The sequence below is a fragment of the Pseudomonas sp. Pseusp49 genome, from assembly GCF_059491875.1.
In genome coordinates, this window is sequence record NZ_CP168514.1 from 233724 (window position 1) to 248449 (window position 14726).

The 14726-nt window shown below is 61.7% G+C and carries 11 protein-coding genes and 1 pseudogene; 9 read left to right on the forward strand and 3 right to left on the reverse strand.

The window, feature by feature from the left end:
- Positions 1 to 135: 135 nt before the first annotated feature.
- From ACEN83_RS00970 to ACEN83_RS00985, 4 genes are all read left to right on the forward strand, one after another.
- Positions 136 to 3339, forward strand: a complete 3204-nt coding sequence (locus ACEN83_RS00970) for a DUF2339 domain-containing protein (RefSeq protein ID WP_495579265.1) — start codon at positions 136 to 138, stop codon at positions 3337 to 3339.
- Positions 3336 to 4709, forward strand: coding sequence for a DUF3999 domain-containing protein (locus ACEN83_RS00975; RefSeq protein WP_495579266.1), 1374 nt, complete (start codon positions 3336 to 3338; stop codon positions 4707 to 4709). The genes ACEN83_RS00970 and ACEN83_RS00975 overlap by 4 nt, the downstream gene beginning before the upstream one ends.
- 275 nt (positions 4710 to 4984) lie before the next feature.
- Positions 4985 to 5995 (forward strand): class 1 fructose-bisphosphatase, encoded by a 1011-nt coding sequence (locus tag ACEN83_RS00980; protein ID WP_007975526.1) that lies wholly within the window; start codon positions 4985 to 4987, stop codon positions 5993 to 5995.
- 3 nt (positions 5996 to 5998) lie between these two features.
- Complete coding sequence (locus ACEN83_RS00985; RefSeq protein WP_407799812.1) at positions 5999 to 6601, forward strand: DUF924 family protein; 603 nt, start codon at positions 5999 to 6001, stop codon at positions 6599 to 6601.
- Between the two features lie 91 nt (positions 6602 to 6692).
- Here ACEN83_RS00985 and ACEN83_RS00990 read toward each other — a convergent pair whose 3' ends face one another.
- Positions 6693 to 7457, reverse strand: coding sequence for a methyl-accepting chemotaxis protein (locus ACEN83_RS00990; protein ID WP_371317842.1), 765 nt, complete (start codon positions 7455 to 7457; stop codon positions 6693 to 6695).
- 93 nt (positions 7458 to 7550) lie between these two features.
- A pseudogene (locus tag ACEN83_RS00995) lies at positions 7551 to 8585 on the reverse strand (HAMP domain-containing protein); the annotation flags it as partial.
- A 284-nt stretch (positions 8586 to 8869) separates the two neighbouring features.
- Here ACEN83_RS00995 and ACEN83_RS01000 point away from each other — a divergent pair.
- Together ACEN83_RS01000 and ACEN83_RS01005 are read left to right on the forward strand one after the other, a co-directional pair.
- A complete protein-coding gene (locus ACEN83_RS01000) occupies positions 8870 to 9124 on the forward strand; it encodes a hypothetical protein (protein ID WP_007975531.1) in 255 nt (84 codons plus the stop codon).
- A 30-nt stretch (positions 9125 to 9154) separates the two neighbouring features.
- The gene (locus ACEN83_RS01005; RefSeq protein ID WP_116580809.1) at positions 9155 to 9724 is read left to right on the forward strand and encodes a lipocalin family protein; all 570 of its coding nucleotides are present in this window, start codon (positions 9155 to 9157) and stop codon (positions 9722 to 9724) included.
- Between the two features lie 84 nt (positions 9725 to 9808).
- Here ACEN83_RS01005 and ACEN83_RS01010 read toward each other — a convergent pair whose 3' ends face one another.
- Positions 9809 to 11173: a formimidoylglutamate deiminase gene (locus tag ACEN83_RS01010; protein WP_492585353.1), complete on the reverse strand. Its 1365-nt coding sequence runs from the start codon at positions 11171 to 11173 to the stop codon at positions 9809 to 9811.
- A 146-nt stretch (positions 11174 to 11319) separates the two neighbouring features.
- On the opposite strand from ACEN83_RS01010, the gene hutC reads away from it, so the two are divergent.
- The 3 genes from hutC to hutU all read left to right on the forward strand — a co-directional run bounded on the left by hutC (position 11320) and on the right by hutU (position 14721).
- Complete coding sequence (hutC, locus tag ACEN83_RS01015) at positions 11320 to 12030, forward strand: histidine utilization transcriptional repressor HutC (protein ID WP_161793960.1); 711 nt, start codon at positions 11320 to 11322, stop codon at positions 12028 to 12030.
- A gap of 10 nt (positions 12031 to 12040) precedes the next feature.
- Positions 12041 to 12610 (forward strand): HutD/Ves family protein, encoded by a 570-nt coding sequence (locus tag ACEN83_RS01020; protein ID WP_495579267.1) that lies wholly within the window; start codon positions 12041 to 12043, stop codon positions 12608 to 12610.
- 443 nt (positions 12611 to 13053) lie between these two features.
- A complete protein-coding gene (gene hutU / locus ACEN83_RS01025) occupies positions 13054 to 14721 on the forward strand; it encodes a urocanate hydratase (RefSeq protein WP_007975538.1) in 1668 nt (555 codons plus the stop codon).
- Positions 14722 to 14726: the final 5 nt, after the last annotated feature.

Consider the following 14726-nt stretch of genomic DNA (forward strand, 5'->3'; position numbering starts at 1 on the left):
GGATATACTGGCACGCCGGAAAAGATCGCAGCCTTCGGCAGCTCCTACACCCATCCTGTAGGAGCTGCCGAAGGCTGCGATCTTTTGGGCGCTGGTTACGCTAATCTTTCTGGATTGCGCTTAGGGATATCGACCATGCAATGGATGTTCATGCTGATAGGGCTGGTGCTCGGCTGGATACTCGACGAGTCATTCAGCGATGCGCTGCTGGGCGCGTTACTCGGGCTGGGTATCGGCCAGGCCCTTCGCTTGGCCCGCATGGACTCGCAGGCTGTGGAGCAGCAGCGTTTGCTGGCTCAGGCGCAGGCAGCCCTGCAAGCGGTCGAGCAACGGCTGGCGCTGCTCGAAGCATCGGGCGTCAAGGTGCCGGAAACCCGCGAACCGCTTGTCTCACCTGAAACCGTCCTTGATGAAGCCCCTGCCGCAGCCACGGAATTGGTCTGGGAACTGCCGCCCGAACTCGAGCCAATCCAGGCCGCGGCCAGCGAAATCGGTCGTCCGGCCGCCGATGCCTGGAAGCCCGAGCCTACCGTTCGCGAAGCACAAACGCCGGCCTCCCCCCGTGGCCCGAATCTCATCGAGCGTGCCATCAGTCGTGCCCGCGCCTGGTTGTTCGGTGGCAATACCGTGTTGCGCGTCGGCGTGGTGTTGCTGTTCCTCGGCCTGGCCTTTCTGCTGCGTTACGCCACCGAAGGCATGGTGGTGCCGCTTGAGTTGCGCTACGCAGGCGTTGCGGCGGCTGCACTGGGGTTGCTCGGGCTGGGCTGGTGGTTGAGGGCCCGCAACAGCAGTTACGCCTTGATCCTGCAGGGCGCCGGGATCGCCGTGTTGTACCTGACGGTGTTTGCCGCGATGCGCCTGCATCCGCTGCTCGATCCCTCGGCGGGATTTGGCCTGCTGGTGGCGGTGACAGTCTGTTCGGCGATTCTCGCCATTGCCCAGGATTCCCTGGGGCTGGCCGCCGCGGCTGCACTGGGCGGATTCGCCGCGCCCATTCTGGCCTCCACCGGCGCCGGCAGCCATGTCGCACTGTTCAGCTACTTTACCCTGCTCAACGCCGGCATCTTCGCCATCGCCTGGTTCAAGGCCTGGCGGCTGTTGAATGTCATCGGCTTCACCGGCACCTTCGGCATCGGGTTTGCCTGGGGCCTGCGCTCCTACTCGCCGGAGCTGTTGTGGAGCACCGAGCCGTTTCTGATTTTGTTTTTCCTGATGTACCTGGCCATTGGTCTGCTGTTCGCCCGGCGCCGATTGATGGAGATGGGCGATACACCCGCAGACGGCAGTCGCGAAGCACTGCTGCGCTGGTCGGCGCGCAAGGGTGACTACGTCGACGGCACACTGCTGTTCGGCCCGCCATTGGCGGGTTTCGGTTTGCAGTTCGCGCTGGTGCAGCATCTGGAGTTCGCTGCTGCATTCAGTGCCTTGGCAATGGGCATGATTTACATGGGGCTTGCCCGTTGGCTGATGGTCGGGCGCACGCTGTTGTTGGGGGAAACCTGCCTGGCGCTGGGCGTGATCTTCGCCAGCCTGGCGATACCGCTGGGGCTCGATGCGCGCTGGACGACGGCGGCATGGGCGGTGGAAGGCGCGGGGATCTTCTGGCTCGGTCTGCGCCAACAAAGGCCCCTGGGCCGGGCCTTTGCCTTGCTGCTGCAATTGGGGGCGGCGCTGGCGTTTCTCAGCGAGCTGCACGACAGCGAGAGCAGCCTGCTCGGTGGTGTACCGCTGGGCGCGCTGTTGCTGGGCGTCGCATTGCTGTTCAGCTTCTACCAATTGCGTAAAGCCTTGCCGGAGCAGATAAGGCCATGGGAGCTCAAAGGCCTGCCGGTATTGGCTTGTCTCGGGCTGGCGTTTCTCTATTTGCTGGCACCCTTGTTTTTCTTCAGCCACGGCACGGTGATCAGTTGGGCCTTGGCCGGGGCGCTCACGCTGTTTGTTGGCTTGCACCTGCAATCGCGCACGTTCGTATTCACCGCGCTCGCTGTGCAATTGTTGGGTGGCGCGCTGTTCCTGACGGCAGGGCCGCAGTTCAGTGACGGTCTGCAGCCCCTGGCCCATGGCGGGTTCTGGGCGCCGCTGGTGCTGGGGCTGGCCGCGATGGTCGGGGCCTGGCGTTTGCAGATCGGCCATTCGTTCACCGCGTTCAAAGGGCTGAGTCTGTTGCGATTGTCCCAGGCGTTGCTGGTATGGGGCGCGGGTTGGTGGGCGCTGGCCTGGGTTATCGAAGTGCTGCATTTTGCGCCGCAGTCGATGCAGGCGACTTTGTTGTTGGGCATCACTGCCGTGAGTGTTGCGCTGTGGACGGTATTGGCGCTGCGCCTGAAATGGCCGTCACTGGCGGGGCTCGGCACGGTGTTGATTCCCGCTGCGGCGCTGGTGCTGCTCGCGGCCTGGCACTCGCGTTATCACCCGGCGGCCAACTTCGGCTGGCTGGCGTGGGCCGCCGTGTTCGTCGTGCATTTCATCTCCCTGCGACGCCTGGCGCCCATGCTGCCAGCGCCCGTGTTGAGCGTCGCCCATGTGCTCGGCTGCTGGCTGTTGATGGGCGTGCTGGCGCTGGAACTGCGTTACGCCTTGCTGGTGTTGTCCGAGCAATACAACGCCTGGCGCTGGTTGGGCTGGGCGATTCTGCCAAGCCTGTATCTGGTGTTGATGGCAGCACCTCGCGCATGGCCTTGGCCGGTGTCGGCCTATCCTCGGGAATACCGCGTGTACGCCGCTGCGCCGCTGGCCTTGCTGATGCTCGGCTGGTTCTGGCTGGCGAATGTCGCCAGTGAGGGCAACGCCGAGCCACTGCCTTATGTGCCATTGATCAACCCGCTGGAGCTGGGCCTGTTGTTTGCGTTGTTCGGCGTCTATGTCTGGTCCCGCAGCGCCATGCCCCAACTGGCTGTCCGCAAGGATTACGCCGCCATCGCCACGCAAGGGCTCGCAGGTGCCTCGCTGTTCGCATTCTTTACGGCCTTGGTGATGCGCACGGCGCACCATTGGAGCGGAGTGCCGTTCGAGCTGGATCCGTTGCTGGAGTCGATGCGGGTGCAAGCCGGCCTGTCCATTGTCTGGACCTTGATGGCCCTGAGCCTGATGATCGGCGGCCATTTGCGTCGCCGTCGCGAAGTCTGGCTGATCGGTGCGGCCTTGATTGGCGTGGTCGTGGCCAAGCTGTTTTTTGTCGAGTTGAGCAATCGCGGCGGGCTGGCGCGGATCGTTTCGTTTATCGGTGTCGGCGTGCTGTTGCTGGTAGTGGGGTATTTCGCTCCGCTACCGCCCAAGCGCGCCGAAGCTGTGCCGGATACCGGCAAACCAGTCCCGGAATCACAAGGAGTGTCGTCTTGAGTCAGAAGCTGAACCTGGGTTGGCTGGGTATTGTTGCCATGGGTGTGGTGTTGTCGGCGGTCGCCCAGGAAAAACCGGCGGACTTCACCACCCAAGTGCCTTTGTCGGTCGCGGGCGAAGGCCCTTGGTATCGCCTTGAACTGCCGTTGAGCGTGCAACTGAGTGCGCGCCAGGCCGACCTGAGCGACCTGCGGGTGTTCAATGCCGTCGGTGATGTTCAGGCGTACGCCCTGGCCCGGGAGTCTGCGCAGAGCAGTGAAACGCGCACCCTGACCGAGGTGAAGCGGTTTGCGCTGTACAACTCGGAGGACGCCACTGAAACCGCACCAAGCGTGCGGGTGCAATCGAGCGCCAATGGCACCTTGGTCGAGGTGCAGCCCTCCAGTCAGCTGGAGCCGGGTGAGGAGGAGCTGCGCGGCTGGTTGCTCGACGCTTCCTCGATCAAGGCGCCATTGCAGCAATTGATTCTCGACTGGACCAGCGAACGCGACGGCTTCCAGCGTTTCACCGTTGAAGCCAGCGATGATCTGCAGCATTGGCAGTCCTGGGGCGAAGGGCAGGTGGCGCGCCTGACCTTTTCCGACGAGCGGGTCGAACAGCATGAGGTCAACCTGCCGGGACAGTCGGCGCGCTATCTGCGGTTGCTATGGATCACCCCGCATTCGGCGCCGACACTGACTTCGGCGCAACTGCAAAGCGCCAATACCCGCAACCTGCCGCTGCCGTTGGTCTGGTCCCAGGCGTTGACCGGCAGCACCGAGAAGGCGGGTGTATACACCTGGCAGTTGCCGATGGGGCTGAATGTCGAGCGGGTTCAGGTCGGGTTGAGCCAGCCCAACAGCCTGGCGCCGGTGAGTCTGGCCGGTCGGCGCGACAGCAGCCTGCCATGGCAGCCGTTGGGCAGTGGTTTGCTCTATCGCCTGACGCAGAATGGTCAGGAGGTGGTGCAAAACCAATTGCAGTTGTCCGGGCAAATCGTCCAGCAATTGAAACTGACCGTGGACGAACGCGGCGGCGGCCTGGGTGATCAGGCGCCGACGCTGAAGTTTGCCATGCGCGCCACGCAACTGGTGTTTCTGGCACGTGGGCCGGGGCCTTACACGCTGGCGGTGGGGAGCTCGACGGCGAAGGCGGCGAACTTGCCGCTGTCGACGCTGATTCCGGATTACAGCCCGCAGAAGCTGGCGACCCTGGGCCGGGCCATGGTGAATGTCGGGACGGTGGCTGCACAGCCTTCGGCAGTCACCTCGTCGGCGCCGATCGACACCGGCTGGAAGAAATTCGGGTTGTGGGCGGTGTTGTTGGTCTGCGTGGTGTTTCTGGCGGCGATGGCGTTCAGTCTGCTGCGCAAGCCTTCTGCCAAATCCTGAGAATGGCTGGCGCTACGCGCCATTCGCGAGCAAGCCCGCTCCCACAGGTATTGCGCTGTCCCTGTGGGAGCGAGCTTGCTCGCGATAGCGGTATATCAGTCAATAAAAATGCTGAGATGAGCGCTACTTTCCAGCTCACACCCCGCCCATTTCCATCTACGCTCAACCCCGCGCATGAACTCTCTTCGGCGGATCACGTCTGATAGGAGGAAATGCGCCCCGACTCGCGTTAAACTGCGCGGGTTTTTAGCCCCCCCATTCCACCGGAGCCTTCCATGTCCCGCGTTACCTTGAGTCGCTATTTGATTGAGCAGACCCGCAGCAACAACACTCCTGCCGATCTGCGCTTCCTGATCGAAGTGGTGGCGCGTGCCTGCAAGGAGATCAACCACGCCGTGTCCAAAGGCGCCCTGGGTGGTGTACTGGGCAGCATGGGCACTGAAAACGTCCAGGGCGAAGTGCAAAAGAAGCTCGACGTGATCTCCAACGAGATCCTGCTCGAAGCCAACGAATGGGGCGGTCACCTGGCCGGCATGGCGTCCGAAGAAATGGACAACGCCTACCAGATCCCGGGCAAATACCCGAAAGGCGCGTACCTGCTGGTATTCGACCCGCTGGACGGTTCGTCGAACATCGACATCAACGCCCCGGTCGGCACCATCTTCTCGGTACTGCGTTGCCCGAACGAATACCTGAGCCAGAACGAACCTTTGAATGAAAAGGCCTTCCTGCAGCCAGGCACCCAGCAAGTGGCCGCCGGTTACGCGATCTACGGTCCACAGACCATGCTGATCCTGACCCTGGGCGACGGCGTGAAAGGCTTCACCCTGGACCGTGAAATGGGCAGCTTCGTGCTGACCCACGAGAACATCACCATTCCTGAAGCCACCCAGGAATTTGCCATCAACGCGTCCAACCAGCGTCACTGGGAAGCACCGGTACAGCGCTATGTCAGCGAATTGCTGGCCGGCGATGAAGGCCCGCTGAAAAAGAACTACAACATGCGCTGGGTCGCCGCGATGGTAGCCGACGTGCACCGCATCCTGACCCGCGGCGGTCTGTTCATGTACCCACGTGACAGCCGCGAGCCGTCCAAGCCGGGCAAGCTGCGCCTGATGTACGAAGCCAACCCGATGTCGTTCCTGGTGGAGCAGGCGGGCGGCGCGTCCACCGACGGCCACCAGCGTATCCTCGACATCCAGCCGGAAGGCCTGCACCAGCGTGTGGCGGTGTTCCTCGGTTCGAAAGAAGAAGTGGCCCGCGTCACGGCTTACCACAAGGAATAAACCATGACCGCGCCCTGGCAGCCGTTGCTTGATTGGTGGTTCGGAAGTTCCGGATCGGCGAGCGAAGTGGCGGCGCAGAAGGGCAGGTTATGGTTCGGCAAGCGCGACAGCCAGGACCTCGAAGCGCGTGAGCGTTTCGGGGACTGGGTCGAGCAGGCACTGGCCGGCGGATTGACCGAGTGGATGCAACGTCCCGAAGGTTGGCTGGCCCTGGTGCTGTTGCTCGATCAACTCCCGCGAATGATCTTTCGCGATTCTCCCAAGGCTTTTTCCGGTGACATCAGGGCTCAGACACTGGTGGCACAAGGCATTGCCGCGGATTTCGACCGGCAGTTGCAGCCGATTCAGCGGGTGTTCATCTACCTGGTGTTCGAGCACAGCGAGAACCTGGCGGTGCAGAACGAAGGCGTCTCGCGCTATATCGAATTGGTGGCGCAGCAGCCGGAGAGCGATCGGGCACTGTTCAGCGATTACCTGGACTATGCCGAGCGGCATCAGCAAGTGATTGCGCAGTTTGGGCGGTTTCCGCATCGCAATGCGGTGTTGGGAAGGGCGTCTACGGCTGAGGAGCTGGCGTTTCTGTCGAAGCCTGGGTCACGGTTTTAGTGCCACCGAAAAGATCGCAGCCTTCGGTGTAGCTCCTACAGGAGAACTCATTTCCCTGTAGGAGCTGCCGAAGGCTGCGATCTTTTGATTTTCAGATGCGGAAGCTTCCCACCAACTGCTTCAATCGCGCCGCTTGCTGCTCAAGATCGGCACACGCACGCAAGGTCGCCTGCAGGTTCTCCACGCCTTCCTGGTTCAGCGTGTTGATCTCGGTGATGTCGACGTTGATCGACTCCACCACGGCGGTCTGCTCTTCGGTCGCTGTCGCCACGGACTGGTTCATCCCATCGATCTCACCAATGCGCTGGGTCACGCTGCCCAGGCGTTCGCCGGCCTGGTTGGCGATGCCGACGCTGCTTTCGCTCTGGCGCTGGCTGTCGGTCATGATGCCCACCGCTGCGCGGGCGCCGACTTGCAGCTCTTCGATCATCGTCTGCACTTGCTGCGCTGAGTCCTGGGTGCGGTGAGCGAGGTTGCGTACCTCATCGGCCACTACGGCAAAACCGCGACCGGCCTCACCGGCGCGGGCCGCTTCGATGGCGGCGTTGAGCGCCAGCAGGTTGGTCTGCTGGGAGATGCTGGTGATCACTTCCAGGATCTGCCCGATGTTGACCGTGTTGCTGTTGAGGGTTTCGATGTTGCCGCACGAGTCGCTGATCTTCGCCGACAACTGCTGCATCGCCGCGATGGTTTTATCCACCACCTGTTGGCCGTCTTCGGCCAGGCTGCGGGCGTCGCTGGAGTGCTGCGAGGCGAGGGCGGCGTTCTGCGCGATTTCCTGGGCGGCGGCGCCGAGCTGGTTGATCGCCGCGGCCACGCTGCTGGTGCGCGAGGCTTGCTGGTCGGAGTTGTACATCGACGAGTTCGACGCAGCCACTACCCGTAGCGCTACTTCATTGACCTGCCCGGTGGCCGAGGCCACTTCGATGATCGAGGTGTGAATGCGTTCGACGAAGCGGTTGAACGACAGCCCCAGCGCGCCGAATTCGTCGTGACCGTGAATGGTCAGGCGTTTGGTCAGGTCACCTTCGCCTTCGGCGATGTCGTGCATGGCGCGACCCATGGTCAGCAGCGGCTGCATCAGCAGGCTGATCAGCATGCCCAGCAGGGCGATGATGATCACTACGGCGATCACCATGGCGATGATCGCCGAGGTGCGGAATTCGCTGAGCATCGAGAACGCCGTTTCCTGGTCGAGCACCAGTGCCACGTACCAGTCCGCCGATGGCACGCCGTTGACGTGGGTGAAGGAGATGAACTGGCGCTTGCCGTCGATCTCGACTTCTTTCAGGCCCGGGCTGACTTTCGGCGTGTCGCTCGGATAGGCCTCGGCCAGGCTCTTGAGAACCAGCTTGCTGTCCGGGTGAATCAGGATCTTGCCGTCGGCGCCGACGATGAACGCATGACCGTGGCCACCGAAGTTCAGCGAGTTGATGATCGCGCTGACACTGGACAGATCGATATCGGCGCCGGCGACGCCAATCATCTGGCCCTGGTGCCTTACCGGGGTGGCCACGGTGATCACCAGCTTGCCGGAGGACGCAGCGATATACGGTTCGGTGACGATGGTCTGTTGTGCGCTATTGGCCGCCTTGTACCAGCCACGGGCACGTGGGTCGTAGTCCGCCGCGCGGTTGCCGGCCGGGACCGAGAACATCACGCCGTCGGCGCCACCGAAGTAGCTCAGCTGGAAGTTGCCGGTGTAGGCGGGCAGGTCGATGATCCGTTTCAGGCCGGCGGGGGCATTGCCATCGGCGCTGACCTGTTGGGCCATCGATTGCAGCAACTGCATGCGGCTTTCCAGCCAGGTCTGGATGTTGCTGGTGGTCAGGCTGCCGAGTTCCTGCATCGAGGCTTCGGTACTGTTGCGCAGGGTTTCGCGCTGGCGATAGTCGTTGAACAGGATGAAACAAGCGAATGCGACGGCCACCACGAGGGCGGCAGCCAGCAAGATCTTGTGGCTGAACTTCATGTTTCTGGTCATGGGATGAGCTACCGCAGAGGGGCTGTTCTACAAAATGGGGGAGCAAATGCCACCGACGCGGCATTGCGTTGCATTTATGTCGACTGAGCGGCGCCAAAGATTAGGCGGATTTTGCTGAAAAACGATGAAATGCCCGGTGAACGAGGAAAGTGGTTGATTTTCCGCAAAAGGCAGACGAGTGGCCCGATAAATAGCCTGCCGGGCACGGAACCTCACAGGGGTTTTCTCTTCTAAGCTTCAGCTTGGCAGCCATGCCAATCCCCTACGCCCCCCGGAGTTTCACCATGTCGCTGCGTTCCATCGCCCTGCTTTCGTTCTGCGTATTGCTCGCTGCCTGCAGCAAGGTCAATCAGGAAAACTACTCGAAGCTCTCGGCCGGCATGGCCAAGGCCGATGTGGAAACCCTGTTGGGCAAACCCGCCGATTGTTCAGGCGCGCTCGGCATGTCCAGTTGCACCTGGGGCGACAAGAACAGCTTTATCAGCGTGCAGTTCGCCGGTGACAAAGTGCTGATGTTTTCCGGCCAAGGCCTGAAGTAAACCGGGGCGATCGCCCACGGGAGAAAAATAATGAAGCGGTTATTGATCATCCTTTTTGCCGGCCTGGTGTTGGCTGGCTGTGCCACGTCTGGCCAGGACCCTTTGGCGCCCAAGACGGCCAACAGCGTCAACCTCAAGCGCTACCAGGGCACCTGGTACGAGTTGGCCCGTCTGCCGATGTACTTCCAGCGCGACTGCGCGCAATCCGAAGCCCATTACACGCTAAAACCCGATGGCAACGTCGCGGTATTGAACCGCTGCCTGACAGCGCAGTGGCAATGGGAAGAGGTCAAGGGCACGGCTTATCCGGAGGTGCCCGGCAAGAACGACAAGCTGAAGGTCGAGTTCGATACCTGGTTTTCCAGGCTGATCCCGGGTACGGCGAAGGGCGAGTACTGGGTGCTGTACGTCAGCGATGACTACAAGACCGCCATCGTCGGTGATCCGAGCCGGAAATATTTGTGGCTGTTGTCGCGCACGCCGACCGTGAATGGAGTGGTGCGTGAGGAGTTGCTGAGCAAGGCGCGTCAGCAGGGTTATGACACCACCCGGTTGATCTGGCGGGCGTCGGAACAGCAGATGGCCAAGACCTCGAACTGAAAAAAAGATCGCAGCCTGCGGCAGCTCCTACAGGGGATTGATGTTCACCCTGTAGGAGCTGCCGAAGGCTGCGATCTTTGCTTTTTAACCGAGCAATTCGCGCAGGACTTGGGTGAAGGCGCGGCTACTTTCCTCTTCGCCGGCATGGCGCCCGTCACGCACCACCCACTGGCCATTGACCAGCACATCCCGCACCTGACGATCGCCACCGGCAAACAGCCAACGGTTGAGAATCCCGTCGCCGCTGGCCGTTGCCAGGTACGGATCGCTGCCATCCAGTACCAGCCAGTCAGCGCGCTTGCCAACTTCCAGCGCACCAATCGGCTGACCCAGTGCCTGAGCGCCGCCATCCAGCGCGGCATCAAACAGCGTGCGGCCGACCATCGGCTGCTCCGCGCCATACAAACGATTACGCCGTTGGTCACGCAGTCGCTGGCCGTACTCCAGCCAGCGCAATTCTTCCACCACGCTCAACGACACATGGCTGTCGGAACCAATGCCCATGCGGCCGCCCTGGGCGAGGAAGTCCACCGCCGGGAAGATCCCGTCGCCGAGGTTGGCTTCGGTGGTCAGGCACAGGCCGGCGATGGCGCGACTCTTGGCCATCGACGTGACTTCTTCCGGGTTGGCGTGGGTCGCGTGGACCAGGCACCAGCGTTGATCGACGTCGACGTTCTCGTACAGCCATTGCAGCGGACGACGACCACTCCAGGTCAGGCAGTCGTCGACTTCCTTCTGCTGCTCGGCGATGTGGATGTGCACCGGGCACTGCTTGTCGCTGGCTGCCAGCACTTCGCTGATCTGCTGCGGTGTGACCGCGCGCAGCGAGTGGAAACACAGGCCCAGGGCTTGCGCCGGTTGCTGCGCAAGGACCGGTTGCAGGCGTGACTGCAGCTTGAGGTAGTTTTCGGTGCTGTTGATGAAGCGGCGCTGGCCTTCGTTCGGGGTCTGGCCACCGAAACCGGAGTGGCTGTAGAGCACCGGCAGCAGGGTCAAACCGATGCCCGCGGAACCTGCTGCCTGGCTGATACGCAGGGCCAGTTCAGCCGGGTCGGCATAAGGCTGGCCGCTGATGTCATGGTGTACGTAATGAAATTCCGCCACCGAGGTGTAACCGGCCTTGAGCATTTCGATGTACAGCTGACGGGCGATGACGCCAAGTTGCTCCGGGCTGATTTTTCCGACGAGGCGGTACATCAGGTCGCGCCAGGTCCAGAAACTGTCGTTCGGATTGCCCGCCACTTCCGCCAGCCCGGCCATGGCCCGCTGGAAGGCGTGGGAGTGCAGATTCGGCATGCCAGGCAGCAGCGGACCGCTCAACCGTTCGGCGCCATCTGCATGAGAATCGGCCTGGATATGGGTCAATACGCCATCGGCGCTGACCTCAAGACGTACATTGTTGGCCCATCCACTAGGCAGCAGCGCGCGTTCGGCAAAGAAGGCGGACATGGTTAAGCACCCCATCGTGTGTTATTTGTATATACATATACAGACGTTTGCCTGCCCGGTAAACTCCGGCAAGCTAGCGACATCAACTAAACGACCAAGGATTAACCGTGCCGACTCCGCCTCCAGTCTCTCCGTTGGCCGCGAACATGGGCGACAGTCCGGCGCCCTTGTACGCCCGCGTCAAACAAATGATCACCCAGCAAATCGACAGTGGAAACTGGCCGCCGCACTACCGCGTTCCGTCGGAAAGCGAGCTGGTCAACCAGTTGGGCTTCAGCCGCATGACCATCAACCGCGCACTGCGCGAGATGACTGCCGACGGTCTGCTGGTGCGCATGCAAGGCGTCGGCACCTTCGTCGCCGAGCCGAAAAGCCAGTCCGCGCTGTTCGAAGTGCACAACATCGCCGACGAAATCGCTTCCCGCGGTCATCGCCACACCTGCAAGGTCATCACCCTTGAAGAAGAGGCCGCCGGCTCCGAGCGCGCCCTGGCGCTGGACATGCGCGAAGGGCAGAAGGTGTTCCATTCGCTGATCGTGCATTTCGAAAACGATATTCCGGTACAGATCGAAGACCGTTTCGTCAACGCGCTGGTGGCGCCGGATTACCTCAAGCAGGACTTCACCCTGCAAACGCCCTACGCCTACCTGAACCAGGTCGCGCCGCTGACCGAAGGCGAGCACGTGGTCGAGGCGATCCTGGCCGAGCCGTCCGAATGCAAATTGCTACAGATTGAAAAAGGCGAGCCGTGCCTGCTGATCCGTCGCCGCACCTGGTCCGGCCGCCAGCCGGTGACCGCCGCTCGCTTGATCCACCCCGGTTCCCGTCATCGCCTGGAAGGTCGGTTTCATAAATAGAGAGCCATAAATGAGTAACGCAAAGGTTTTACGCGCCAAGGATTACCCGCGCATGCCGTGGAAAAACGGCGGCGGCAGCACCGAAGAAATCACCCGCGATGCCGGCACTGGGCTGGATGGCTTCGGCTGGCGCCTGTCGATTGCCGACATTGGCGAGTCGGGCGGGTTTTCCACTTTTGCCGGTTACGAGCGGATCATCACCGTGCTGCAGGGCGACGGCATGACCCTGACGGTGGACGGCCAGAACACACGACCACTGTTACCGCTGGACCCGTTTGCCTTCAGTGGTGAAAGCAAGGTGTCCTGCACCTTGCTCGGTGGTCCGATCCGCGATTTCAACCTGATTTACGCGCCGCAGCGTTACAGCGCGCGGTTGCAGTGGTTGTCGGGCGAGCAGCGGTTTTTCAGTTCGGCGGGCACGGTGTTGGTGTTCAGCATCAGCGAAACACTGGAAGTGAAAGTCGGTAACAGCACTTCCCGGCTTGGCCGGCATGATTGTCTGCAATTCGACGGTAACACTGGCCTGCTGGAAATCTCCGCCAACGGCCCATGCTGTGTGATTGAGCTGGCCGCACACTGATTCCGGGTTTTCAAAAGATCGCAGCCTTCGGCAGCTCCTACAGGGTGCACACCATCCCCTGTAGGAGCTGCCGCAGGCTGCGATCTTTTGCTTTTGAGCGTTCCCGAAAGCGCACCATGTTGTTACCGAACGCCCCAGCGTGGCGCAAAACCCCGCTCAAGTAACAAAGTCCCCTCGCCACAAAAACTCCCCGAAAAATATTTCATCTTCCCCAGAACCCTTGTTCCAATGGCTCTCCAGCCGTTTCAGCGTTTTTCTTGAATGCTCATCCAACAAGTTGGCCGCTTGATTGCATATGCTTGTATGTACAAGTAAAGACGTATGCGTATGAGTCACGAGGACTCAACCATCGTCCACTGATTCGCCGGTGTGCACTGATGCCCATTGGCTTGCTCGCCCACTGCCTGGGTTGGTTTTGGATTGATTGCTGAGGAGTTCTTTTCGTGACTAAATTTCGTGACGTTGAAATCCGCGCTGCCCGCGGTAACAAGCTGACCGCCAAGAGCTGGCTGACCGAAGCGCCGCTGCGCATGCTGATGAACAACCTCGACCCGGAAGTCGCCGAGAACCCTAAGGAACTGGTGGTTTACGGTGGTATCGGTCGCGCTGCCCGTAACTGGGAATGCTACGACAAGATCGTCGAAAGCCTGACCAACCTCAACGACGACGAGACCCTGCTGGTGCAATCCGGCAAGCCGGTTGGCGTGTTCAAGACCCACGCCAACGCGCCGCGCGTGCTGATCGCCAACTCCAACCTGGTACCGCACTGGGCGAGCTGGGAACACTTCAACGAACTCGACGCCAAAGGCCTGGCCATGTACGGCCAGATGACCGCCGGCAGCTGGATCTACATCGGCAGCCAGGGCATCGTCCAGGGCACCTACGAAACCTTCGTCGAAGCCGGTCGCCAGCACTACAACGACAACCTCAAGGGCAAGTGGGTCCTGACCGCTGGTCTCGGCGGCATGGGCGGTGCCCAGCCTCTGGCGGCAACCCTGGCCGGTGCTTGCTCGCTGAACATCGAATGCCAGCAGGTCAGCATCGATTTCCGTCTGAAAAGCCGCTATGTCGATGAGCAAGCCAAAGACCTCGACGACGCGCTGGCGCGTATCGACAAGTACACCAAAGAAGGCAAGGCGATCTCCATCGCGCTGCTGGGTAACGCGGCTGAAATCCTGCCGGAACTGGTCAAGCGCGGTGTGCGTCCGGACATGGTCACCGACCAGACCAGCGCCCACGACCCGCTCAACGGTTACCTGCCTGCCGGCTGGACCTGGGACCAGTACCGCGCACGTGCCAAGACTGAACCTGCCGCTGTGATCAAGGCCGCCAAGCAATCGATGGCCGTGCACGTCAAGGCGATGCTGGACTTCCAGAAAATGGGCGTGCCGACCTTCGACTACGGCAACAACATCCGTCAGATGGCCCAGGAAGAAGGCGTGGAAAACGCATTCGACTTCCCAGGCTTCGTACCGGCCTACATCCGTCCGCTGTTCTGCCGCGGTATCGGCCCGTTCCGTTGGGCTGCGCTGTCGGGCAACGCTGAAGACATCTACAAGACCGACGCTAAAGTCAAAGAGCTGATCCCGGACGACGCCCACCTGCACAACTGGCTGGACATGGCGCGCGAACGCATCAGCTTCCAGGGCCTGCCGGCACGTATCTGCTGGGTTGGCCTGGGCCTGCGCGCCAAGCTGGGCCTGGCGTTCAACGAAATGGTGCGCAGCGGTGAGCTGTCGGCGCCGATCGTGATCGGTCGTGACCACCTGGACTCCGGCTCGGTATCGAGCCCGAACCGCGAAACCGAATCGATGCAAGACGGTTCCGACGCCGTGTCCGACTGGCCGCTGCTCAACGCCCTGCTCAACACCGCGAGTGGCGCGACCTGGGTGTCCCTGCACCACGGCGGCGGCGTCGGCATGGGCTTCTCCCAGCACTCGGGCATGGTGATCGTCTGCGACGGTACTGACGAAGCGGCCGAGCGTATCGCTCGCGTGCTGCACAACGACCCGGCCACTGGCGTTATGCGTCACGCCGATGCCGGTTACCAGATCGCCATCGACTGCGCCAAGGAACAAGGGCTGAACCTGCCGATGATTACTGGCAAGTAATGCTT

Coding starts and splice junctions, on each gene's coding strand:
- ACEN83_RS00970 (WP_495579265.1), top strand. CDS start 136: ATGCAATGGATGTTCATGCTGATAGGGCTGGTGCTCGGCTGGATACTC.
- ACEN83_RS00980 (WP_007975526.1), top strand. CDS start 4,985: ATGTCCCGCGTTACCTTGAGTCGCTATTTGATTGAGCAGACCCGCAGC.
- ACEN83_RS00985 (WP_407799812.1), top strand. CDS start 5,999: ATGACCGCGCCCTGGCAGCCGTTGCTTGATTGGTGGTTCGGAAGTTCC.
- ACEN83_RS00990 (WP_371317842.1), bottom strand. CDS start 7,457: ATGTACAACTCCGACCAGCAAGCCTCGCGCACCAGCAGCGTGGCCGCG.
- ACEN83_RS01000 (WP_007975531.1), top strand. CDS start 8,870: ATGTCGCTGCGTTCCATCGCCCTGCTTTCGTTCTGCGTATTGCTCGCT.
- ACEN83_RS01005 (WP_116580809.1), top strand. CDS start 9,155: ATGAAGCGGTTATTGATCATCCTTTTTGCCGGCCTGGTGTTGGCTGGC.
- ACEN83_RS01010 (WP_492585353.1), bottom strand. CDS start 11,173: ATGTCCGCCTTCTTTGCCGAACGCGCGCTGCTGCCTAGTGGATGGGCC.
- hutC (WP_161793960.1), top strand. CDS start 11,320: ATGGGCGACAGTCCGGCGCCCTTGTACGCCCGCGTCAAACAAATGATC.
- ACEN83_RS01020 (WP_495579267.1), top strand. CDS start 12,041: ATGAGTAACGCAAAGGTTTTACGCGCCAAGGATTACCCGCGCATGCCG.